Below are 20,149 nucleotides of genomic sequence, written 5' to 3'. Positions count from 1 at the left end.
TGCTCGCCCGCGGCACCGACGGTCACCTCTACTCCTACATGGGCAAGGGCGACGGCACCTTCACCGGACGCACCGACCTCGGCGGCGGCTGGAACCAGTACAACGCCATCACCGGCCCCGGCGACATCAACAACACCGGCGTCGCCGACATCATCGCCCGCAACGCCAACGGCGACCTCTATTCCCACATGGGCATCGGCGACGGCACCTTCACCGGCCCCACCAAGATCGGCTACGGCTACAACATCTACAGCTGAGGACTCGCCATGCGCATTCGTCGAACAGCGATCGCCTGCGCCCTCGCTGCGGTGGGTCTGATCGCCCCTCTCGCCCCCTCCGCCCAGGCGGACACCGTCAATACGGCCTCCGCACCCGTCCTGCGCTTCCTCAGCTACAACATCTGTGGCAGCTGGGAGGCATGCAGCTCCACCGCGGACGAGGTCACCAACCGTGTCCAGAAGGTGTACGACGAGACCGTGGCCTGGAAGACGGACGTCGTCCTCCTCCAGGAGGTGTGCCGAACGCAGTTCACCGGGCTGGAGCAGAAGCTGGGCTCACTTGGCTACACAGGTTCCTTCACGGTCACCCAGACCCCCGCCGGGGACGCCTCTCAGGACCTCTGCAAGGACAACGCCGTTCCGAATGCGGTGGAGGGCGACTACGGCCTCGCCGTGTTCACGAAGGGGACCGCCACCAACCCCCAAGTCATCGATCTGGCCACGGGTCTGGAGAAGGGCACGGAGCGCTGGACGGCCCTCTGCGTGGACGCCCCCCTTCAAGGGCGCACGACCCGGAGCTGCTCGGTCCATCTGTACTCCGACAGCACCTCTGTCGCGAAGCAGCAGGCCGAGACGCTGGGGGCAGCCGCGAACTCCTGGATCGACCGGGGCATCCCCGTCGTCCTGGGCGGCGACTTCAACCCCCGATACAGCGGCGGCCAGGCCAACGCGCCGCTCTCTCCGGTCCTCGACTCCTTCTACAGCCACTCGGGGGGCACCGGCCGCTTCACCGAGGTCGACGAGACGGACACGAGCCGGTTCACCGCCGCGTGCTCCTCGCTCACCCCACCCTCAGGGCACTGCCGTTCGGGCGCACCCACGCTGATGGCGAAGACCCCCGACCCGGAGGCCAAGCTCGACTACATCTTCCTCAGCAAGGACCATTTCAAGAACGTCGCCGGCGACGCCCTGCCGCAGAACTCCTCGGTCTCCGACCACTACGCCTACCGAGGCGCCGCGACCTGGTCGTTCTGCAACAACCCCGACGACGGCATGGCGGACATGCTCCGCCGCGACGCGGCGGGCGATCTCTGGCGCCACTTCGGACGTTCCAACGGCGTACTGGACCCCGTTTCCTGCAAGGTGGGCGCCGGCATGGGCGATCTGCGCCTGATAGGACGGGGCGTCGACCACGACGGCGGCGGCGAAGACCTGTACTCGATCAACAGCGCCGGAGACCTCTTCTTCCACCCCGGCCACACGAGCGAACTGTTCTTCTCCACGCCGCAGAAGGTCGGTTGGGGATGGCAGGCGTCGACGACGCTGAACTCCAGCCCCGACATGAACGGCGACGGCCTCGCCGACCTGCTCGTCGCCTTCGACAACGGCGACCTCTACCTCGTCCCGGGCAAGGGTGACGGCAAGGTCGACGCCAAGATCCGCATCGGGCAGGGCTGGGGCATCTACGACACCGTGCTCGCCCCGGGCGACGTCACCGGAGACGGCAAGGCCGACGTCATCGCACGCGACGCGGCCGGAGCGCTGTTCGTGTACCCCGGAACGGGCACGGGGACGCTGGGGACGCGGACGCAGATCGGCCACGGCTGGCAGATCTACAACACGGTGTTCGCTCCTGGAGACGTCAACGGCGACGGCAGACCGGACTTGCTCGCCCGGGACGGCGCCGGAACCCTCCAGTTCTACGCCGGAAGCGGGACACTGAACGGAAACGCCACCTTCGCCGCCATGGTCAAGGCCGGATCGGGACTCTCCAGCACCGACCTGCTGCGCTGAGCCGGAGTGCGGCGCCGGCGGCGGCGAGCGGGAGAGCCGCCGCGTCCGGTCATCGCGCCCGGTTCCACGCCGCCCGGAGGCGCGGGGCCGGGCTCGGGCTGCGCCCGCAGAATCGTGGGCGATGCGTGCGACACCCGCGACCGCGTGGACGGCCGCGGAGGCGGCCGGGGCGGCGACACCGAGGGCACACCAGCTGGTGGGGGCGATCCTTGTCAGAGGGGTCTTGGAGTTCTCACCGGTCACTCGAACAGCTCCGCACCGCCGTCGCACCGGCCCTGGATTCCTCGCATGGGTGCGTTGCCGCCGTTTGCGCCTGCCCGCTCGGCATGCTGAGGCCATGAATCACCGAAGTCCCGCATCAGCGAAGGCATCGAACCGGGATTACTCGGGTGCGGTGTACGGCTCCCTCCTGGCCGCGTCGGTCATCGCCGCGGCCGGGACGCTCGGCCCCTTTCCCCGGCTTCAGATGGTGGTCATGCTCCTCACCACCGGCCTGGTCTTCTGGATCACGCACGTCTACGCCCGTGTCGTGGGCGTGCGGCTGGCCGACCAGGCCCTGTCGTGGGCGACGGTCCGCCGTGAGGCACGCAGGGAGTGGCCGATCGTCCAGGCCGCCGTCCCGCCCGCCGTCGCCATCGCGGTGTGCCCCGCCCTGGGGTTGGGGCCCCAGGGCACCGCGTGGGCCGGGCTCGTCGTCGCCCTGGCGGAGCAGGTCCTCTGGGCCACCACCGGCCTCGCCCGACTCGGTGCCCCGCGCCGCCTGATCGTGGTGACCGCTGCGGTCAACCTCGTGCTGGGGCTGGTCATCGTGGGTGCGAAGGTCCTGCTCAAGCACTGAGCAGGCGGCGTTGCGGAACCCGCGGGGGGCCCGTGAGAGCGTGCCGCGTGCGGGACGCCGCCTCGGCCCCACCCGCTCACCGGCCCCCGGGCAGCAGTGACTCGGCGGCGACCGCCGCGACCGCCTCGGCCACCGCGGACAGGGCGGGCGAGTCCAGCTTCCACTGCTGCCAGTACAGCGGGACGTCCATGGGCCGACCGGCGGCGAGCTCCACCAGCCGGCCGGTCCGCAGCAGCGGCGCGGCCTGGGGTTCGGGCACCAGGCCCCAGCCGAGGCCCGCGGCCACCGCGTCCCGGAACCCGTCCGAGGCCGGCACCATGTGCCGGATCCGTCCGGCCCCCGACCGGCCACGGGTGAGGGACCGGACGAAGGTGTCCTGGAGTTCGTCGCGCCGGTCGAACACCACGGTGGGTGCCTCGCTCAGGTCCTCGGCCAGGGTGCCGGTCAGGTGCCGGGCCGCGAACTCCGGAGTGGCCACGGCCAGGTAGCGGGCGAGGCCGAGGAGACGTACGGTGCAGCCGGCCACCGGGTCGGGCGAGGAGGTGACGGCCGCCATCACCCGCCCCTCGCGCAGCAGGGCGGTGGTGTGGGACTCGTCCTCCCGGTAGAGCTCGAAGCAGACCGGACGCTCCTGCGGCACGCGGGTGAGCGCGGGCAGGAACCAGGTGGCGAGGGAGTCCGCGTTGACCGCCACCGGGACCCGCGCCGGGCCCTGCTCCGCCGCAAGACCCAGTTCGGCGCGGGCGTCCCGCTCCATCCGGGCCAGCTGCCGGGCGAACCGGACCACGACCTCGCCGGACTCGGTGGCCCGTACCGGCTTGGTACGCATCAGCAGGACCCGCCCGGTGCGCTGCTCCAGGGCCTTGACGCGCTGGCTGACGGCGGACGGGGTCACATGCAGGGCGGCGGCCGCCGCGTCGAAGGTGCCCTCGTCGACCACCGCGAGCAGGGTCCTGACCTGGTCCAGGGGAAGCTCGTCCATAAGTAGGGCTAAGGATACGTAAGAATCTTTAGCTGTACTGGTTCCCGGGCGCTTCGTACGGTCGGAGGCATGACCAGCAGCATCGTCGCCGCCGTACTCGCCGGGTTCGGTACGGGCCTCTCCCTCATCGTGGCCATCGGGGCCCAGAACGCCTTCGTCCTGCGCCAGGGCGTCCGCCGCCACGCCGTCCTCGCGGTCGTCGCCATCTGCGCCGTCTCCGACGCGGTGCTGATCGCGCTCGGCGTCGCCGGGGTGGGCGCGGTGGTCACGGCCTGGCCGGCGGCGCTGACCGCGGTCGGTCTCGCGGGCGGGGCGTTCCTGCTCTGCTACGGATTCCTCGCCGCCCGGCGGGTGCTGCGGCCGGACCCGGCGGCCTCGCTCACGGCCGGCGGCGCGGACGCGGGATCCGCCCGGCGGGCGGTCCTGACCTGCCTGGCCATGACGTGGCTGAACCCGCACGTGTACCTGGACACCGTCCTCCTGGTGGGCTCGCTCGCCTCCGACCGCGGCGATCTGCGCTGGGCCTTCGGCGCGGGCGCGGCGCTGGCCAGCCTGGGCTGGTTCTTCGCGCTGGGCTTCGGCGCCCGCCTGCTGTCCGGCGTACTGTCCCGTCCCAGGGCCTGGCGGGTACTGGACGGCCTGGTCGCCACGACCATGCTGGCGATGGGCGCGATGCTGGTCGCGGGGGCGTAGACCGCTTCCGGCACGGGCGCGCCCGGTGCGGGGCCAGGCGCCGCAGCTTCAGGCCCCCACGGCGACGCCGTACCACGGGAGCGGATGCGGCAGGCGACGGAACCGGCGCCGCGCCCCTCGTGGGGAGGCGGGCGGTGTGCGCCTTCGGCGTCGTCCCGGCCGGAGCGCAGGCGGGATGGGCCCATCGGCCCTCCGCTCTGCCCCTTCCGGCCCCTGGCGGCCCGTTCGCATCGATTCGAGGATCAGGGGTGACGGTGAGGTCACCTCACCGGCGAGGAGGCGAGAACGATGGACGAGATCGGACGAGCGGAATGGTTCGCCATCGGTGCCCTCGGCATGGCCCTTGCCGGAGCCGCCCATGCAGCGGTCGGCGCCGCCCATGTCGCCAGGGACATGGTGCGGGCGCCCGTCGGGAACCCCGGGACGAGCGGTTCGGACCTCCAGGTGGACAGCGGTCCTGGTGGCTGGATCCTGTTCGGCGCCCTGATCCTGGCCACCGGATCCATTTTCCACTTCGTGTCCGGTGTCGGAACGATCGTCAAGGAGATCGTGCGCGTGGCGGATCGCTGACGAAGCCCGGATCCGCGCAGGGCCGACGCGTCCGGCCCTGCGGGGTGTGGCGGGCCCGCCGGTCTCACGGCGGCGGTGTCACGGGAGCGGAGGCCCCCACCAGGTCGCGGGCGCCGCGACGGTGTAGCCCAGCGACTCGTACAGCGGCCTGCCCAGTTTCGAGGCGGTGAGGGTGACCGGCAGGTCCGCCAGGTGGGCGAGGGAGCCGAGCATGACGGCCCGCCCCACCCCACGCGACCGGAACGCCGACGACGTGCCGACCCAGTAGTGGCTGCCGATGCCGCCGTCCACGACCGTGACGCCCGCTCCCGCGGGCACCCCGTCGATCGAGGCGACGAACACGTCCACGCCCGGCTGCTCGATGAACGCCGTCGGGAACAGCTCGCCGGGCCGGTAGGGCGTGAATCCGTCCAGCTCGAAGCCCTCGATCGAGATCCGCTCGGCCGCCTGGAGGTCCTCGGGCCGCCGCACCCTGATCACGTCGAGCGCCGGTTCGCCGACGGGCCCGGGCCGGCGCAGCATGACCGGCATCTGCCAGCTGCGCATGCCCAGGTGGCTCAGGTCGGTCGAGCTGAACGGATCCTCGGCGTTCACCGGGCCCGCGGCTCGGCGCGCCAGCTCGCTCAGCTCGGCCAGCTCGTCCGGGTCGAGGTCGGGCTCCTGGATCAGGATCCGCGTGCCGGCACGCTCGTCGCCGTCGACCGCGACGAATCCGCGGCGTCGGACGACCTCGTGCCCCCGGGACAGTCCGGTCGCGATCCAAAGAGCGGCGGAGTTGCGTGCCTGACGCATCGGCGCCTCGGCCAAGGTCACGGACAGGGGCTGTCCGGCCGAAGTGGATCTTGTTGTCATGGTGCCTACGCTAGTGCGCAACTGCCTTCCCACACAGGCCAATTCGACACCGGCCGACTGGGCCACCTGGAGGCCGGCCCCGGAGCGGCGCAGAGGTGGAGGCCGCGGCCGCACCCGGGGATGGGGCCCCGAACGCGAACGACGCACCCTCGCCCTGCCGCGGGCGATCCCCCTCAGCAGAGCCCGAACGGCGGTGTGAGGTAGTCGGGTCGGCCGGATCCGGGGCCTGTCGTCCGGGGTTCCCTTCGGGGGGCGAAGAGCTCCGGGGGAAGGGGGAAGTCCCACGCCTCGCCCAGGACGACCGTCGCGGCGAGCCGGCCGATCTCGTCGGAGCCGCGTGCGCCGTGACCGTTCCCGCCGACGACGACGCTCAGGCCCTCGTCCCCGTCGAGCGCGCCGATGTACGGGGAGCGGGTGGGTGTCTTGTCGACCACGCAGCAGGCCGAGCGGACGGAGACCGGTTCCAGCGAGGGGACCAGTGTGCGCGTCATGTTCCTGAGGAACAGGGCCTGTTCCCGTGTGACGGTCTGCGCCGAGCACCAGGACAGCGACTCCGCGGCGGTGCGCAGTTCCCGTACGAGGGGCTGCATTCCGCGGCCGATCCGCAGGTACCACGTGCCGTCGGGGTAGCGGACCGGCGGCAGGAGGTACGCCGAGAGGTTGTCGTTGCCCGCGTCCTCGGGGTCGACGACCACGACCGTGGGAAGGCTCCGCAGCCGTTCCAGCTGCCCCTCGTCGACTTCGAGGAGCAGGTTGGGTTCGGTGTACGCCTGGACGTCGAGCTCTCGACCGGCCGGCAGCGCACCGGTGCGGTTGACGAGGGCCCCGGACGCGACCAGGACCTTCTCCGCCTCGACCGTGAACTCCGTGCCGTCCGACTCCGCATGGAGGATCCACGCCCCGGACGGGCCGGCCTCGCGCACCGCCGTCACCGCTCCGCGCACCAGCCGCGCGCCCGCCCTTGCGGCCAGGGCCAGTTGGGCCCGCACCATGCGCCGCGGATTGAGGTACCCGGCGCTGCGGCGTTCCAGGAGGCCGTCCGTCCCTCCCACGACCGGGGGAAGTCCGAGATCGGGGAACTCCCGCCGCAGAGCCGCTTCCGAGACCTCCTCCACCGCGACGTCGGCGGCGTCGCACAGCCGGAGCATCTCCCGTGTGCGGTCCCGGACGCCCTTGCCCATCAGCGCCAGGGCTCCGCACTCGGTGAAGAAGTCGATGCCCGACTCGGCTTCCAGTGCGGGCAGGCGGTCGGCCGAGCGGGCGTCCAGAGTGCCCCAGAGCCGGTCCCAGCCGAGACGCCGCACGATCCGGGCCTCGTCGGAGTGGGCACCGTACGCCGCCAGCGGCGCCGCCGCGTCACGGCCGGGCGACTCCGGGCCGATCACCAGGACGTCCGCGCCGGCCCGGGCGAGGTACTTGGCGGCGGCCGAGCCGAACATCCCGGCTCCGACGACCACTACGTCGGCACGCATTCTGTGCCTCCTTCGCAGGCGAGTTCAGGTACTGACAGGAGCGTCGGTCTCCGGAGGGAAAGCAACGATCGGACGCCGGAGGACGAAAAGGTGCACCCGTACGCGGATCCGGCGTTCGACCGGGACGCTAGCGGCTCGGAGGGAGTGGTTCCGCTTCCTTGGCGGGAGTGCCGACGAGGCGACCGGCGAAGAACAGAACGTTCCTGCTCAGGCATGACAAGGGGGCTGCCGGCACCCCTGCCCGGCAGCGAGGCGCCGGCAAGATCACTTCAATGGCCGCGCCCGGAACCCGCCCGCCGGGCGTCACGCGTCCCCGCTCAGCCCTCGTCGATCGCGCAGGCCAGGTAGAGGTCGACCCGGTCGCGGGCGGTGGAGAGGTCGCGGCCGGTCAGCTGCTGGATGCGGCCGACGCGGTAGTGGAGGGTGCTGACATGGATGTGGAGGGCGGCCGCGGCGGTGCGCCGGGCGCCGTTGTGTTCCAGGAAGACGGTCAGGGTGCGGACCATGTCGGCGCCGTGCTCGACGTCGTACTCCTGGAGGGGGCCGAGGAGGCGTCGCCGGTAGGAGGCGCGGATGTCGGCGGGGACGCCGGCGAGGAGCAGCAGGTGTGAGTCGAGCGCGCGTGCCGTGACCAGGGCCAGGCGGGCGGGGCGGAGGGCCGCGAGGCGGGCGGCGTGGCGGGACTCCTCCAGGGCGCGGGCGAGTCCGGCGGCGTCGGCGGCGGGGGCGCCGCGGCCCGCGAGATCCACACCGGCTTCTGGAACTGACCCGCCTGAAGCCCCTTCGAGCACCCCTCCCGAGGGCTGTCAGGGACCCTCGGGAGGGGCACGGTCTACGCTGACCCGCGGCCTCGGCGGGATCGCCGGCGGCCGCACCCGGCCCCCGGCGAAGGAGGACACATGCACCGCGGTGAGGTCTGGTGGGTCGACTCCGACGAGCGACGCCCGTACGTGCTGCTGTCGGACGAGGAACCGTCCGGGTTCCGGGCGATGCAGGTGGTCGCGCCGGCGGGCGTCGACATCGGCGGCCTCGGCGTCGAGGTGGCCGTCGGCCCCCCGGAAGGGCTGCCCTTCGACGGCGTGCTGCGGTTCGCGTTCCCGCAGCCCGGCTTCACCCCCTGCACCTGGCTGACCACCGTGACCCGGGACGACCTGACCGAGCGGGCGGGCGTGCTGTCCTCCGCGAAGCTCGGCGAGGTCGAAGAAGCCGTCCGTGCCGCCGGACAGCGCAGGGAGGGGACCCCGACGACCACCGCCGCGCTCCACGGGATCAGGGACGCGCTCCGTCGCGGAGGACTCGGCGCCTAGCGGGCACCTCCCGTCCCGACCGGTCAGCCCAGGGCGAGCCGGCGGATGCCGAGTCGCTCGATCTGCGCGGCCTCCGCCTCGTCCAGCGGCTCCCGGCCGGTGGCCTTGCGCAGAAAGCGGGGGCGGCTCCACCCCAGCTCGTCGACAGCCGTGGTCTGCTCCGCACCCAGGAGCAGCTCCGTCACGACGTCACCGGCCGCCGGGGTGAGCCAGGCCTCGCGGCCGAGCGCGTCGGCCAGATCGAGGCCGTGGACGGCGACTTCCACGACGCGGGTGAGAAGGAACTCCGACAGGAGCATGGCGTCGCCATGGCGTGTCCGCACGGTTCGACCGCCCGCCTGGGCCCGGCACGACCGGGCGGCCCGCCGCCAGGTCGCGGCGAAGTCTCCGGCGAAGCCGGCGCCGCCGGCGCCGTCGGCCGAGCCCGCCGCACGCTCCTGGGCCAGGGCGATCCGCTTGCCGTTGGTCCGGGGCGAGAAGCGGTCGTCCGGGCGGTAGTACTCCGTCGCGGAGATCTCCGCCTCGTCGGGTGCGGGCGCGTCCAGCATGGCCGGAAGCCAGTCGATCACCACGCAGACGTGCCCGAGCAGGTCGCGTACGGTCCAGGGAGTGCAGCGCGTCGGCAGGTTCCACTCGGCCTCGGACAGCCCGGCCACCGCGTCACCGAGGGCCCCGCATTCCCGCTCGAACGCTTCGAGCACCCGGAATCCGGACCGCTGGCGGTCGCCCCCGCCCTCCGGCCCGCCGAACTCCCGCTCGTACCGGCCGAGATCGTCGGCGGTGACGGGACGAAGGATGATCTGATCCGGGATCTCATCCGGCATGGAACGGCTCCTGATCCTCGCGACCGAGGGGCCGAACCCCGTGACGGCCGTGGCGGACAACGGCTTCTCGCTTCGCACTTCTCAGATGATCGACACGCGCGCCGGGCGGTCCCGGTTGCGGACCGCCGCAAAAGATCGTCCGGATGCCGCGCCGGCGGGCCCGTTCCCGCTCCCCGCGCCGCGCGTGCACGGACCACGGATGCCGACGGGACCCCCGCGGCGACCCGGACCGTCGCCCCGTCCGGCCACGGCGGCCCTTCGCCCCCTGACCCTTCGGGCGTCCGAAGGGCGGTCACCGCGATCGCGGCGGCGGCGGGGTCGGCTACGCTCCCCGGCGTTTCGACGCGAGAGGGCGGTGCGGGGGTTTGACGGTGGAGTACCAGGGCTGGGCCGGTACGGGGCAGGTGCCCCCGGAGCACGGACCCGAGGCCGTCGACGCCGATCGGACCGAGGTCCTTCCGCGCCCGGCGGCGGCCGTCCCGATGCCGCTGCCCGCTCCTCCCCCGTCCGAGGCGGCGCCGTCGACCAGGCCCCTGCCCCGGATCGACACCCCCTCCCCCACCCCGCCCCGGCGCCGGCGGCCGCCCGCCGGGGTGCTGCTGACGGGCGCCGTGGTGATCGTCTGCGCGGGTGCCGGTCTGGCCGCCGGCGCTCTGCTCTCCTCCCGCGAGGGCCCGGACGCACGCCCCCTCGGCGCACCGGCCCCGACGACGACCCCGCGCCCGGAAACCGCCGCCGCCTCGGCCGCGGGCATCCGGAAGTACGCGATCACCATCAAGACCTCGCCCGTGTCCGGGGCCGGCACGGACAGCGAGATACAGGGACGCCTGACGGACACCGAGGGACGGACCTCGCCGTGGACCGTCCTCGACACGGCCGGCCACGACGACTTCGAGGCCGGGGGCACCGGCACGTACACCATCGACGTCCCCCGGGACTTCGGCTCGCCGGCCACGTTCCAGCTGTGGAAGGGGGACGGCGACGACTGGGCGCCCTACTCCCTCGTCGGCATCACCGGACCCGACGGCTCCGTGGGCATGTGGGGCGCCGACAGCGACTCCGCCCGCTACTGGATCACGGACGGCCCCCCGCCCGCGAGCGAGACCGGGGGCGAGGACATTCCGCACTACGGCCACTACAGCCCGGCGTGGCCGGTGACCTGACGGCCGGCTCCCCGGCCGTCAGCCCGCCGCCTGCGCGAGGAGGGACGCGATGCGCTTCTCCGTCGCCGGGGTCAGGGACGTCAGGGCGTACGAGGTGGGCCACATGGTGTCCTCGTCGAGGGCGGCCTGGTCGCTGAAGCCGAGGGTGGCGTAACGGGACTTGAACTTCTGGGCGCTCTGGAAGAAGCAGACGACCTTGCCGTCCCGGGCGTAGGCGGGCATGCCGTACCAGAGCTTGGCGGTGAGGTTCGGGGCGTTCTCCTTGACGAGGGCGTGGACGCGCTCGGCGAGGACGCGGTCCGCCTCGTCCATCTCGGCGATCTTCGCGAGCACCTCGGGCTCGACGTCCGCCTTCGCGCCGCGCCGCTTCGTCGCCTTCATCTCCTTGGCGTGCTCCTTCATCGCGGCCCGCTCGTCCTCCGTGAAGCCGTCGTAGGACTTGTCGTTCGCGGTCATGATGGGTTCCCCTCGTCGAAGTTCGGTGGTTCAGGACCCGGCGCCGTGCAGCCGCAGCGTCCTCGCGCGCTCGGCGCGGCGGCTCAGGAGGTAGTCGTACGGCGCGCTTCCGTACGCCAGCCGGAACTGGCGGGTCAGGAGGGCGGGCGGCAGGTCCGCGTCGCGGGCCAGCTCCAGGACGTCCAGCGGGCGCGCGTACTCGCGGTCGATGCGGTCGCGGACGCGGCGCAGGCGGGTGAAGTCACGCAGGCGCAGATCCGTGACGCGCGCCTCCGCCCACCCCGGGCGGCACATCTAGCGGACTTCCTGGATGCGGATGAGGTTGCCCGCCGGGTCCCGGAAGGCGCAGTCCCGGATGCCGTACGGCTGCTCCGTGGGCTCCTGGACCACCTCGGCGTCCGTCGCCCGGACCTTCGCGAAGGTGGCGTCGAGGTCCTTGGTGGCCAGGAGGATCCAGCCGTACGTGCCCTTGGCCATCATCTCGGCGATGGTGCGGCGCTCGTCCTCGGTGATGCCGGGGTCGACGGCCGGCGGCGCGAGCAGGATGGAGGTGTCCGGCTGGCCCGCCGGGCCGACCGTGATCCACCGCATCCTGCCCTGGCCGACGTCGCTGCGGACCTCGAAGCCGAGGGCGTCCCGGTAGAAGGCGAGGGAGGCGTCCGGGTCGTCGTGCGGAAGGGCGCTGGTGTGAATCGTGATGTCCATGCCCTTCACGCTAGTTGGGGGCCCCGGGTCCGCGCTTCTCGAATCCTGACCGGTGTCGGGAGAGGACCTTTCTCAGTGGTGGAAGCCGGCGCGCTCGGCGTCCGACGGCACGCCCTTCGCCAGGCGTTCCAGGGAGTGGCGCATGTCCTGGACGAGGAGGTCCATCTCGTCGCGGCCGATGCCGTGACGGATCATGACGCGCTGGATGACGGTCTCCTCGCGGTCGGGGGGCAGCGGGTAGGACGGCACCTGCCAGCCGCGCATCCGGAGCTGGTCGGAGAGGTCGTACAGGCTGAAGCCCGCGCCCGCCGGGTCGGTGAGCGTGTACGAGACGGCCGGCAGCCCGCCCTGCCCGTTGTAGAGCAGCGTGAACGGGCCCATCGCCTCGATCTTGTCGGCGAGGTACTGGGCGGTCAGCGCGCAGGCCTCCTGGACGCGCCGGTAGCCGGCCCGCCCCAGGCGCAGGAAGTTGTAGTACTGCGCGACGATCTCGCCGCCGGGGCGGGAGAAGTTCAGGGCGAAGGTCGGCATGTCGCCGCCCAGGTAGCTCACCCGGAAGACGAGGTCCTCGGGCAGGTGCTCGGCGGTGCGCCAGACCGCCCAGCCCACGCCGAGGGGCGCGAGGCCGAACTTGTGGCCGGAGGCGTTGATGGAGGACACCCTCGGCAGCCGGAAGTCCCAGACGAGGTCACGGTGCAGGAACGGCGCGATGAAACCTCCGCTCGCCGCGTCGACGTGGATCGGGATGTCGAGCCCCGACTCCTGCTGGATCCGGTCGAGTTCGGCGGCGAGCTCGGCGACCGGCTCGTAGTCGCAGGTGTAGGTGACGCCGAGGATCGCGACGACACCGATCGTGTTCTCGTCGACGTACTCCTTCAGCTGGTGCGGGCGCAGGCCGGTGGCGCCCGGCTCCACCGGGACCTGGCGCAGCTCGACGTCGAAGTAGCGGGCGAACTTGTCCCAGCAGATCTGCACGGGCCCGGTGACGATGTTCGGCCGGTCGGTCGCCTTGCCCTCGGCCTGGCGCCGCTTCCGCCACCGCCACTTGAGGGCGAGTCCGCCGAGCATGGCGGCCTCGCTGGAGCCGGTGGTGGAGCAGCCGATCGCGGTGCCCTCGCCGGTCGCGCTGCCGGGGGCGTTCCACAGGTCGGCCAGGATGTTCACGCACCGCGACTCGATCTCGGCGGTCTGCGGGTACTCGTCCTTGTCGATCATGTTCTTGTCGAGGCACTCGTCCATCAGCCGGCGGACCTCGTCGTCCGTCCACGTCGTGCAGAAGGTCGCCAGGTTCTGCGCGGAGTTGCCGTCGAGGAGCAGCTCGTTGTGGAGCATCGCGTAGACGACGGCGGGGAGGTTCGGCTCCTCGGGCATCCGGTGCTTCGGCAGGACGCGCTCGCTCAGGGCGGAGGCGAACACGTCGGTTGCCGCATCGGCACTCTTCGGGGCCTTCATCTCATGGAGCGCCACAGTTTCCCCTTCGATCAGCGGACTCGTCGACAGTCCTCTCATCAACCCATGGGTCCGGGCGGGTCGCCCGGCAGCGGCCGCACCCGTTGACCCACCCGGGTGAGGGGGCTGCCGAGGCCCTGTCCTGCGGCTTCCCCGACCAGTACGTTCCGGACGAAGTGGATCATCACCGGAAGGCCCCCACCCCATGACCCCTCACGCCATCGACCGCCTCGACCAGCGGGACGCCGACACCTCCGCCGACACTTCCGCCGACTTCCCCGCCGACATCCCCGCCGACACCTCCGCCGACTCCTCCGCCAACATCCCCGCCGACTCCTCCGCCAACATCCCCGCCGACGCCTCCGCCGACGCCTTCGAGTCCTACGACGACCTCCCCGAGCGCCTCATCGGCTACCCGGCCGTCTTCCACGCCCTCGGCATCGGCTCCTCCGCCGTCCGTACGGTCCTGGACTACGGCTGCGGAACCGGCAAGGTCGCCACCCGCGTCGTCGAGGCCTCCGACGCGCGCGTGGTGGCCGTCGACATCGCGCCCCGCATGCTGGAGATCGCCCGCACCAGGCGCCCGCACCCGCGGATCGACTACCGGCAGAGCGACGACGGCGGTCTCGGCTTCCTCGCCGACGGCTCCGTGGACGCCGCGATGGCCTGCTTCGTCTTCACCACCGCGGGAGACTTCGCCGTCCTGCACGACATCGCCGCCGAGGCGCACCGGGTACTGCGCCACGGCGGCCGGTTCGCCGTCCTGGACGCCAACCCGCGCACCGCGGGCATCCGGTTCTCCACGTTCCGCAGCGGCGAGCCCGGCCGCGTCTACACCAAGGGCGAGCGGCGGCGGTCGCGCCGGGAGCTGCCCGGCGGCGGCGCGCCGCTGGAGCTGGTCGACCACCACTGGCCGTGCCAGACATACCTCGACGTGCTCGGCAAGGCCGGGTTCACGGACCTGGACGTCCACGAGCCGGTCCTCACCCACCGGTCGGCACAGCTGGGGAGCGATCCGGCGGAGGCCGGACACCCGCCGTTCCTCGTGGTCTCCGGCGTCAGGTGACGGGCGGGGCCGTCAGCTGTCCGAATAGCTGAAGTCCCCGATGGTCCAGGCGCTGACGTCCGCGATCGCGACGCGGTACATCCCGCCGGTCTCGGGCATGCCCACCGTCCCCTGGAGGATGCGGGCGAGGTGGAAGTGGAGGTGGGTGGGGGGCTCCACGGTCTTCGTCTCCTCCGGTGCGTGGGAGAAGACGCCGGAGAACTCGCCGAGCCGGGCCGAGTCCGTGAGGACCTCCGACACGCGCTGTCTCCACAGGGCTTCCGGTGCGAGCCGCCCGGTGATGACCACTCCCCCCGCGACCACGGTGAGGGACATCTGGTTGCTCCGCCCGGATTCCACGGTGGCGGCGACGTCGACGAGCAGCTCGTCAGGGATCGACATGGAAGCCGATTCTAAGACTTGTTCCGCGATTCACCAGAGAGTGAGCTGCGGGTCGCAGCCGGGGCGGCGTCCGGGCTTTCCGGCGTGGTCACGCACAGAGCGTGTCTCATCCGGGATCGCTCGGGGCCGCCTTGCGGCGGTTCGGTGAGCAGAGGTCTCCCGTTGCCGGGGGACTGCCACGCGGTCCGATGTGCGCACGGGAAGCAGCCACGGCCGCACCACGGCCGACCGGGCTGCCAGGCACCTTCTCATCACCGGAGTCGGCGTGAGGCGGGCCCTCAGCGCGGCGCGGTGTCGTCCGCGGGGAAGGCGGGGCCGTGGCCCGGGACGATGATGTCGGCCGCGGCGAGCACGCGGAGGCGCGAGGAGCGCAGCAGCGCCTGGTCCGGGGCGACCGGGTCCGCGACGGGGCCGTTCGGCCGCCACCAGAGGTCGCCCACGAAGGCGACGACGCCCTCGGCGGTGCCCGCGAGGAGGGTGATGTCCTCGGCGCTGTGCCCGGGGGTGCGGATCAGCCGTAGGGACGGGGCGAGTTCGTACCCTTCGGCGTCGCGGTCGGTCCACTGGTCGTTCTCGTAGACCGCCTTGTGGTCGTGGACGCGGGCCCGGCCGAAGAGGCCGACGTTCATGGTGTTGTCGGGGTGGTGGTGGCTCAGCACGACGTCGGTGATGTCGTCGGGGCCGAGCCCCAGCTCGGCGAGCGGCCCCAGGATCCGGTCGCGGCCGGCCACCATCCCGGGGTCGACGATCACGTGCCGGTCGCCGTCGCGGACGTACGAGACGGTGGCGGCGACCCCGGGTCCGGTGGAGAGGGTGTAGCCGGTGGTCAGGATCGTGTGGGCGGCGGTGCGGGTGAGGGGGGCGTCGCCGTGGATGTCCTTCGTCGTCGTCATGCCCCAAGTCTTCTGTGGGGCACGGCCCTTCACGAGTGGCCGTGCTGCCACTGATCGCGGGAATCGTGCCACCCCTTGTGGCACACTCCCCGCATGCCGCCGTTCCTGACCGTCGCCGCCTACGCCCCGCCGGGTGTCGGCATGCTCGGCGCCGGGATCGTCTCCGAGGTCTTCGACGCGCGCGGACAGGGCCTGCCCGCCTTCGACTTCGCGCTCTGCACCGACCGGCCCGGCCGGGTCCGTACCGATGTCGGGCTCCCGCTGGTGGTCGACCACGGCCTGGACCGGCTGGCCGGCGCCGATCTGGTGATCGCCCTGCCGTGGGCGGAGTTCCGTACGCCTCCGGGGCCGGCCGTGCGCGAGGCCCTGACCGCCGCGCACGCGCGCGGGGCGCTGGTCGCGGCCCACTGCGTCGGGGCCTTCGCGCTCGCCGCGGCGGGGCTGCTCGACGGGCGGCGGGCCACCACCCACTGGCGGTTCGCCGGGCTCCTGGCGGAACGGCACCCGGAGGTCACCGTCGAACCCGACGCCCTCTACGTCGACGAGGGCACGGTCGTCACCGGCGCGGGCGCCGCCGCCGGCTTCGACCTGTGCCTGCACCTGCTGCGGCGGGAGTACGGCGCGACCACGGCCAACGCCATCGCCCGGGACCTGGTGCTGCCGTCCCACCGCGACGGCGGCCAGGCCCAGTACCTGGCGACGCCGGTGCCCGAGGACAGCCGGGACGAGCGGCTCGGCGACGTCCTCGCCTGGGCCCGGGAGAACCTCCACGAGCCGTTGCCCGTCGCCGAGCTGGCCCGCAGGGCCCTGATGAGCCGGCGTTCCTTCGCCCGCCGTTTCGCGGCCTCGACCGGCACGACCCCGCACGCCTGGCTGCTCGGGCTGCGCCTCGGCCGCGCCGAGGAGCTCCTGGAGACGACGGAGCTCCCGGTCGAGGAGATCGCCCGCGCGGTCGGCTTCGGCAGCGCGGCGGTGCTCCGCGCCCAGTTCGTCCGCCGCCGTGGGGTGCCCCCGCGCGCGTACCGCCGCGCCTTCAGCCGTACGCCCTGACGCACGGGCGGCCCCTACCCGCGTGCGGCCCTGACGCACGGGCGGCCCTGACGCACGGGCGGCCCCTACCCGCGTACGCCCTGACCCGCGCGCCCCCGCCCCGCGTACGCCCTGACGGCCCGAGGAGGCCGTCCCCGGGCCGTCCCCCGTACGGCCGATCCCGCTTGCCGGGCCCACCGGGCCGTTCAAGGCTGAACCGACGTCCTACGCACGGGAGGGCCCCCTTGAGCAGCATCGACACCCCGGCCGAAGTCCCCAGACCGCGAGCCGCGGCGCAGGCCGCCGCGCCCAGCACCATGACCTGGGTGACGCTCGCCCTGATGACGACCGCGTCGGTCGCGAGCCTGCGGGCCGCGCCCACGATGGCCATCTACGGTCTGGCCTGCGTGTTCCTCTACCTCGTCCCGGCGATCGTGTTCCTGTTGCCGACCGCCCTGGTCTCCGCGGAGCTGGCCTCCGGCTGGAACGGCGGCGTCTACCGCTGGGTCGCCGAGGGGCTTTCGAAGCCGCTCGGTTTCCTCGCGGTCTGGTGCCAGTTCGCGATGACGATCTTCTACTATCCGAGCCTGCTGGCCTTCGTGGCCTCGACCATCGCGTACGTCATCGACCCGGCCCTCGCGTCGAACGGCGTCTACACGGCGATCGTCATCATGGTCCTGTACTGGACCGGCGTCTGGGTCTCCTCGCGCGGCACCAAGGCCCTGGCCGGCCTGTCCAGTTGGGGCCTCATCATCGGCACGCTCGTACCGGGCACGATCCTCGTCGTCCTCGGCATGGTCTTCCTCGGCCAGGGCAACCCGTCCGCCGCCCCGATGGACGCCAGTCACCTGCTGCCGGAGTGGACCGGACTCGCCAGCCTCGTGCTGATCGTCAACAACTTCCTGTCGTACTCCGGCATGGAGATGAACGCGGTCCACGTCTCCTCGCTGAAGGACCCGGCGAAGGAGTACCCGAAGTCGATGTTCCTGGCGATGGGCCTCGTCCTGCTGATCTTCATCCTGCCCGCCCTGGCCATCAGCTGGGTCGTGCCGGCCGATCAGCTCAGTCTCACCGCCGGTGTGATGCAGGCCTTCGACGCCTTCTTCTCGTACTTCGACGTCGGCTGGATGACCCCGATCGCCGCCGTCATGCTGATCTCCGCCTCGCTGGCCGGCATGCTGACCTGGCTCGCCGGGCCGTCCAAGGGCCTCCTGGAGATCTCCCGCCAGGAGGGCTACCTGCCGCCGTTCCTGCAGAAGCTCAACAAGTTCGGCATCCAGCAGAACATCCTGGTCACCCAGGGCGTCGTGACCTCGGTCATCGCCCTGATGTACGCGCTCATCCCGAACGTGTCGAGCGTGTACTGGATCTTCTCCACGATCACCACGCAGGTGTACCTCATCGTGTACCTGCTGATGTTCGCCGCCGCGATGCGCCTGCGGAAGACACAGCCCGACCATCCCCGCGGCTACCGGGTGCCCGCCCTGGGCCTGGTGTGCACGGTGGGCCTGCTCGCCTCGCTCGCGGCGCTCGGCATCGGATTCGTACCGCCCTCCCAGTTCGGCGGCGGGAGCGTCTGGTCGTACGTCCTCTTCATCGGCTGCGGCCTGCTCGTCCTCGGCTTCCTGATCCCGTGGCTCTTCCTGAGGTTCCGCAAGCCGAACTGGCGCAGCGCCGCCGCCGGCACCCCGAGCGAGGGAGACCGGGCATGAGTCCCACGCGCTTCGCCTCCGAGCACAAGTGGATCTACTGGGGCGCGATCGTGCTCCTCGTCGGCCTCGCCGTCACCGGAGTCATCCGCTACGCGAGCGTGAAGAGGAGCAACGAGACGCTCGCCAAGGCCGAGCAGCTCCAGGCGGAGCTGGTGAAGGCCGGATACCCCTCCCCCGACACCGACACCGTGCAGCAGCTGCTCGGCACCGACGGCGGCCCGGTCTGCGAGGACCCGGGCAGCGCCCTCAACACGGCGCTGTGGAAGATCCAGCAGGCCAACGGCGCCACGGGCCCCGGCATGCGGCCGGTCATCGCCGACACCAAGGCCGTCCAGGTCGAGCGGATCGTCCTCCAGGTCTACTGCCCGGACAAGGTCGACGACTTCGACGACACGGTGAAGGAGCTCAAGACCGACGACACCGTCCGCCGGTGAGGCGCGGCGCCCCCACGCACGACCCCGACGCCCTCCACGACTTCCTCCGCGAACTGACCCGGTTCATGCTGACGTTCAGCGGAGAAGGCGCGGAGGGCGTCGACCGGGTCGTCCGCGGCATCGCCCGGACCTACGGCGGGCGCGCCGAGACGGTGCTCGTCGCGGACGGCGCCGTCCTCTCCGTGACCGCCGGGGGCCGCACCCTCACCTCGACCGTCACCGTCTTCCCCGACGTCGCCCGGCTCGACCGGGCCGTCGCCCTCAAGGAGTTCGTCGAGCGCGTACGGGACACCCGGCCGCCCCTGGACGAGGCGGCGGCCGGCCTGCGGCAGGTCGAGAACCTGCCGGGCGGCGTGCCGCGCTGGGCGCGGGGCGTCGGCATCGTGCTGTTCTCCGTGGGGTTCGCGCCCGCCGTCCAGCCGACCTGGTACGAGATCGGCACCACCGCGCTCCTCGCGACCCTGGTCGCGACGGCCACCGTCCTCGCGGACCGGCGGCCGCGCCTCGCGCGCGTGCTGCCGCTGCTCGCCGCCGTCCTGGTCTCCCTGGTGACGCTGGGCCTGCTCCAGCCGGGCCACAGCCACGGCGGCCCCGTACTGATCATGCTTCCGGCACTGTTCTTCTTCGTGCCCGGCGACCTGCTCAGCGCGGCCGCCGCCGAACTCGTCGGCGGCTTCCTGTCGACCGGCGCCGTCCGCCTCGTCTACGCCTTCGTGCTGCTGCTCCAGCTGTACGTGGGGGTGCTGATCGGCGTGGCCGTCACGGGCACGCCGACGAGCGCGCTCTTCGACACCGCGCAGGACGCCGACCTGTCCCGGTGGGTGATGGTCGGGAGCTGGGCGGTGTTCACGCTGGGCCTGATCCTCGCCTTCTCGGTGCCGTGGCGGGCCGCCGGCTGGGTGACGGGCCTGGTCTACCTGGCGCTCGGCGTCCAGGCGGCGGGCACGGCGCTGATCGGGGAGGTCGCCGGTACCTTCGTCGCCGCCATGGTCCTCGCCGCGGTCGCCGACCTGCTGTCCCGGCCGGCCGGCCGGCCGCCGCGGCTCGTCCTCTTCCTGGGCGGCTTCTTCACCCTGACCGCCGGCTCCCTCGGCCTGCGGGCGCTCACCTCCCTCGCGGGCGGCCACGTCCTGCACGGCTTCCGCGACCTCATGGACTTCGTCACGATCGTCACGACGATCGCGGTCGGGCTCCTGGCGGGCGTGGCGCTCGTCCCGCGGCGGGGCCATCAGGCCTGACGGCCCCGCTCGTACTGCGGCGGGGGTTCAGGCCTCACGGCCCCGCCCGTACCGCGCCGGTACGGCTCAGGCC

The 20,149-nt window shown here is 72.4% G+C and carries 22 protein-coding genes and 1 pseudogene; 12 read left to right on the top strand and 11 right to left on the bottom strand.

All coding sequences use genetic code 11. The features are described 5' to 3' along the window. The 3 genes and pseudogenes from ACF07V_RS30675 to ACF07V_RS30665 form a co-directional block, all read left to right on the top strand. A pseudogene (locus tag ACF07V_RS30675) lies at positions 1-257 on the top strand (hypothetical protein); the annotation flags it as partial. A gap of 9 nt (positions 258-266) precedes the next feature. Further along, positions 267-2,012: an FG-GAP-like repeat-containing protein gene (locus ACF07V_RS30670; RefSeq protein WP_392158935.1), complete on the top strand. Its 1,746-nt coding sequence runs from the start codon at positions 267-269 to the stop codon at positions 2,010-2,012. Between the two features lie 394 nt (positions 2,013-2,406). Continuing rightward, positions 2,407-2,850, top strand: coding sequence for a hypothetical protein (locus ACF07V_RS30665; RefSeq protein WP_392158934.1), 444 nt, complete (start codon positions 2,407-2,409; stop codon positions 2,848-2,850). A gap of 76 nt (positions 2,851-2,926) precedes the next feature. Here ACF07V_RS30665 and ACF07V_RS30660 read toward each other — a convergent pair whose 3' ends face one another. Then, complete coding sequence (locus tag ACF07V_RS30660) at positions 2,927-3,832, bottom strand: LysR family transcriptional regulator ArgP (protein WP_392158933.1); 906 nt, start codon at positions 3,830-3,832, stop codon at positions 2,927-2,929. 69 nt (positions 3,833-3,901) lie between these two features. On the opposite strand from ACF07V_RS30660, the gene ACF07V_RS30655 reads away from it, so the two are divergent. Both ACF07V_RS30655 and ACF07V_RS30650 read left to right on the top strand, forming a co-directional pair. Further along, positions 3,902-4,525: a LysE/ArgO family amino acid transporter gene (locus tag ACF07V_RS30655; protein WP_392158932.1), complete on the top strand. Its 624-nt coding sequence runs from the start codon at positions 3,902-3,904 to the stop codon at positions 4,523-4,525. A 288-nt stretch (positions 4,526-4,813) separates the two neighbouring features. Continuing rightward, on the top strand, positions 4,814-5,095 hold the full coding sequence (locus ACF07V_RS30650; RefSeq protein WP_392158931.1) for a hypothetical protein: 282 nt from the start codon (positions 4,814-4,816) through the stop codon (positions 5,093-5,095). Between the two features lie 78 nt (positions 5,096-5,173). On the opposite strand, the gene ACF07V_RS30645 is transcribed toward ACF07V_RS30650, so the two are convergent. The 3 genes from ACF07V_RS30645 to ACF07V_RS30635 form a co-directional block, all read right to left on the bottom strand. Then, positions 5,174-5,947 carry a GNAT family N-acetyltransferase gene (locus ACF07V_RS30645; RefSeq protein ID WP_392158930.1) on the bottom strand — a complete coding sequence of 258 codons (774 nt, stop codon included), beginning with the start codon at positions 5,945-5,947 and terminating at the stop codon, positions 5,174-5,176. Positions 5,948-6,120: 173 nt separating this feature from the next. Beyond that, a complete protein-coding gene (locus ACF07V_RS30640; protein ID WP_392158929.1) occupies positions 6,121-7,419 on the bottom strand; it encodes an NAD(P)/FAD-dependent oxidoreductase in 1,299 nt (432 codons plus the stop codon). A gap of 317 nt (positions 7,420-7,736) precedes the next feature. Then, positions 7,737-8,168: a PucR family transcriptional regulator gene (locus ACF07V_RS30635; RefSeq protein WP_392158928.1), complete on the bottom strand. Its 432-nt coding sequence runs from the start codon at positions 8,166-8,168 to the stop codon at positions 7,737-7,739. A 150-nt stretch (positions 8,169-8,318) separates the two neighbouring features. On the opposite strand from ACF07V_RS30635, the gene ACF07V_RS30630 reads away from it, so the two are divergent. Continuing rightward, positions 8,319-8,726, top strand: coding sequence for a type II toxin-antitoxin system PemK/MazF family toxin (locus ACF07V_RS30630; RefSeq protein ID WP_392158927.1), 408 nt, complete (start codon positions 8,319-8,321; stop codon positions 8,724-8,726). Between the two features lie 23 nt (positions 8,727-8,749). Here the strand turns inward: ACF07V_RS30630 and ACF07V_RS30625 are convergent, their stop codons facing one another. Continuing rightward, positions 8,750-9,550, bottom strand: coding sequence for a maleylpyruvate isomerase family mycothiol-dependent enzyme (locus ACF07V_RS30625; RefSeq protein ID WP_392158926.1), 801 nt, complete (start codon positions 9,548-9,550; stop codon positions 8,750-8,752). 371 nt (positions 9,551-9,921) lie between these two features. Here ACF07V_RS30625 and ACF07V_RS30620 point away from each other — a divergent pair, with 371 nt between their 5' ends. After that, positions 9,922-10,713: a PLAT/LH2 domain-containing protein gene (locus tag ACF07V_RS30620; RefSeq protein WP_392158941.1), complete on the top strand. Its 792-nt coding sequence runs from the start codon at positions 9,922-9,924 to the stop codon at positions 10,711-10,713. Between the two features lie 18 nt (positions 10,714-10,731). Here ACF07V_RS30620 and ACF07V_RS30615 read toward each other — a convergent pair whose 3' ends face one another. The 4 genes from ACF07V_RS30615 to ACF07V_RS30600 form a co-directional block, all read right to left on the bottom strand. Then, the gene (locus ACF07V_RS30615; protein WP_392158925.1) at positions 10,732-11,169 is read right to left on the bottom strand and encodes a hypothetical protein; all 438 of its coding nucleotides are present in this window, start codon (positions 11,167-11,169) and stop codon (positions 10,732-10,734) included. A gap of 30 nt (positions 11,170-11,199) precedes the next feature. After that, positions 11,200-11,463 carry a hypothetical protein gene (locus ACF07V_RS30610; protein WP_392158924.1) on the bottom strand — a complete coding sequence of 88 codons (264 nt, stop codon included), beginning with the start codon at positions 11,461-11,463 and terminating at the stop codon, positions 11,200-11,202. Beyond that, a complete protein-coding gene (locus ACF07V_RS30605) occupies positions 11,464-11,874 on the bottom strand; it encodes a VOC family protein (protein ID WP_392158923.1) in 411 nt (136 codons plus the stop codon). 72 nt (positions 11,875-11,946) lie between these two features. Continuing rightward, positions 11,947-13,341 carry a glutamate decarboxylase gene (locus ACF07V_RS30600; RefSeq protein ID WP_392158922.1) on the bottom strand — a complete coding sequence of 465 codons (1,395 nt, stop codon included), beginning with the start codon at positions 13,339-13,341 and terminating at the stop codon, positions 11,947-11,949. Positions 13,342-13,528: 187 nt separating this feature from the next. Between ACF07V_RS30600 and ACF07V_RS30595 the strand changes: the two genes are divergently transcribed. Continuing rightward, positions 13,529-14,389 (top strand): class I SAM-dependent methyltransferase, encoded by an 861-nt coding sequence (locus tag ACF07V_RS30595; protein WP_392158921.1) that lies wholly within the window; start codon positions 13,529-13,531, stop codon positions 14,387-14,389. A 12-nt stretch (positions 14,390-14,401) separates the two neighbouring features. Here ACF07V_RS30595 and ACF07V_RS30590 read toward each other — a convergent pair whose 3' ends face one another. Further along, complete coding sequence (locus tag ACF07V_RS30590) at positions 14,402-14,770, bottom strand: hypothetical protein (protein WP_392158920.1); 369 nt, start codon at positions 14,768-14,770, stop codon at positions 14,402-14,404. Between the two features lie 278 nt (positions 14,771-15,048). Beyond that, a complete protein-coding gene (locus ACF07V_RS30585) occupies positions 15,049-15,663 on the bottom strand; it encodes an MBL fold metallo-hydrolase (RefSeq protein WP_392158919.1) in 615 nt (204 codons plus the stop codon). A gap of 93 nt (positions 15,664-15,756) precedes the next feature. Between ACF07V_RS30585 and ACF07V_RS30580 the strand changes: the two genes are divergently transcribed. The 4 genes from ACF07V_RS30580 to ACF07V_RS30565 all read left to right on the top strand — a co-directional run bounded on the left by ACF07V_RS30580 (position 15,757) and on the right by ACF07V_RS30565 (position 20,076). Continuing rightward, entirely contained in the window at positions 15,757-16,713 is a 957-nt protein-coding gene (locus ACF07V_RS30580) for a GlxA family transcriptional regulator (protein ID WP_392158918.1), read from the top strand. 224 nt (positions 16,714-16,937) lie between these two features. Further along, positions 16,938-18,404, top strand: a complete 1,467-nt coding sequence (locus ACF07V_RS30575; protein ID WP_392158917.1) for an APC family permease — start codon at positions 16,938-16,940, stop codon at positions 18,402-18,404. After that, a complete protein-coding gene (locus ACF07V_RS30570; protein ID WP_392158916.1) occupies positions 18,401-18,838 on the top strand; it encodes a hypothetical protein in 438 nt (145 codons plus the stop codon). The genes ACF07V_RS30575 and ACF07V_RS30570 overlap by 4 nt, the downstream gene beginning before the upstream one ends. Then, the gene (locus ACF07V_RS30565) at positions 18,835-20,076 is read left to right on the top strand and encodes a threonine/serine exporter ThrE family protein (RefSeq protein WP_392158915.1); all 1,242 of its coding nucleotides are present in this window, start codon (positions 18,835-18,837) and stop codon (positions 20,074-20,076) included. The genes ACF07V_RS30570 and ACF07V_RS30565 overlap by 4 nt, the downstream gene beginning before the upstream one ends. The last annotated feature ends 73 nt before the right edge of the window (positions 20,077-20,149 follow it).

It is taken from the genome of Streptomyces sp. NPDC015661, from assembly GCF_043077765.1.
Classification (GTDB): Bacteria; Actinomycetota; Actinomycetes; order Streptomycetales; family Streptomycetaceae; genus Streptomyces.
This window is presented reverse-complemented; position numbering and strand designations above follow the sequence as displayed.

Bases quoted from the DNA above. Each gene is read 5' to 3' on its own strand.
- ACF07V_RS30670 (WP_392158935.1), top strand. From the start codon at position 267: ATGCGCATTCGTCGAACAGCGATCGCCTGCGCCCTCGCTGCGGTGGGT.
- ACF07V_RS30660 (WP_392158933.1), bottom strand. From the start codon at position 3,832: ATGGACGAGCTTCCCCTGGACCAGGTCAGGACCCTGCTCGCGGTGGTC.
- ACF07V_RS30655 (WP_392158932.1), top strand. From the start codon at position 3,902: ATGACCAGCAGCATCGTCGCCGCCGTACTCGCCGGGTTCGGTACGGGC.
- ACF07V_RS30650 (WP_392158931.1), top strand. From the start codon at position 4,814: ATGGACGAGATCGGACGAGCGGAATGGTTCGCCATCGGTGCCCTCGGC.
- ACF07V_RS30645 (WP_392158930.1), bottom strand. From the start codon at position 5,947: ATGACAACAAGATCCACTTCGGCCGGACAGCCCCTGTCCGTGACCTTG.
- ACF07V_RS30640 (WP_392158929.1), bottom strand. From the start codon at position 7,419: ATGCGTGCCGACGTAGTGGTCGTCGGAGCCGGGATGTTCGGCTCGGCC.
- ACF07V_RS30630 (WP_392158927.1), top strand. From the start codon at position 8,319: ATGCACCGCGGTGAGGTCTGGTGGGTCGACTCCGACGAGCGACGCCCG.
- ACF07V_RS30625 (WP_392158926.1), bottom strand. From the start codon at position 9,550: ATGCCGGATGAGATCCCGGATCAGATCATCCTTCGTCCCGTCACCGCC.
- ACF07V_RS30615 (WP_392158925.1), bottom strand. From the start codon at position 11,169: ATGACCGCGAACGACAAGTCCTACGACGGCTTCACGGAGGACGAGCGG.
- ACF07V_RS30610 (WP_392158924.1), bottom strand. From the start codon at position 11,463: ATGTGCCGCCCGGGGTGGGCGGAGGCGCGCGTCACGGATCTGCGCCTG.
- ACF07V_RS30605 (WP_392158923.1), bottom strand. From the start codon at position 11,874: ATGGACATCACGATTCACACCAGCGCCCTTCCGCACGACGACCCGGAC.
- ACF07V_RS30595 (WP_392158921.1), top strand. From the start codon at position 13,529: ATGACCCCTCACGCCATCGACCGCCTCGACCAGCGGGACGCCGACACC.
- ACF07V_RS30590 (WP_392158920.1), bottom strand. From the start codon at position 14,770: ATGTCGATCCCTGACGAGCTGCTCGTCGACGTCGCCGCCACCGTGGAA.
- ACF07V_RS30585 (WP_392158919.1), bottom strand. From the start codon at position 15,663: ATGACGACGACGAAGGACATCCACGGCGACGCCCCCCTCACCCGCACC.
- ACF07V_RS30580 (WP_392158918.1), top strand. From the start codon at position 15,757: ATGCCGCCGTTCCTGACCGTCGCCGCCTACGCCCCGCCGGGTGTCGGC.
- ACF07V_RS30570 (WP_392158916.1), top strand. From the start codon at position 18,401: ATGAGTCCCACGCGCTTCGCCTCCGAGCACAAGTGGATCTACTGGGGC.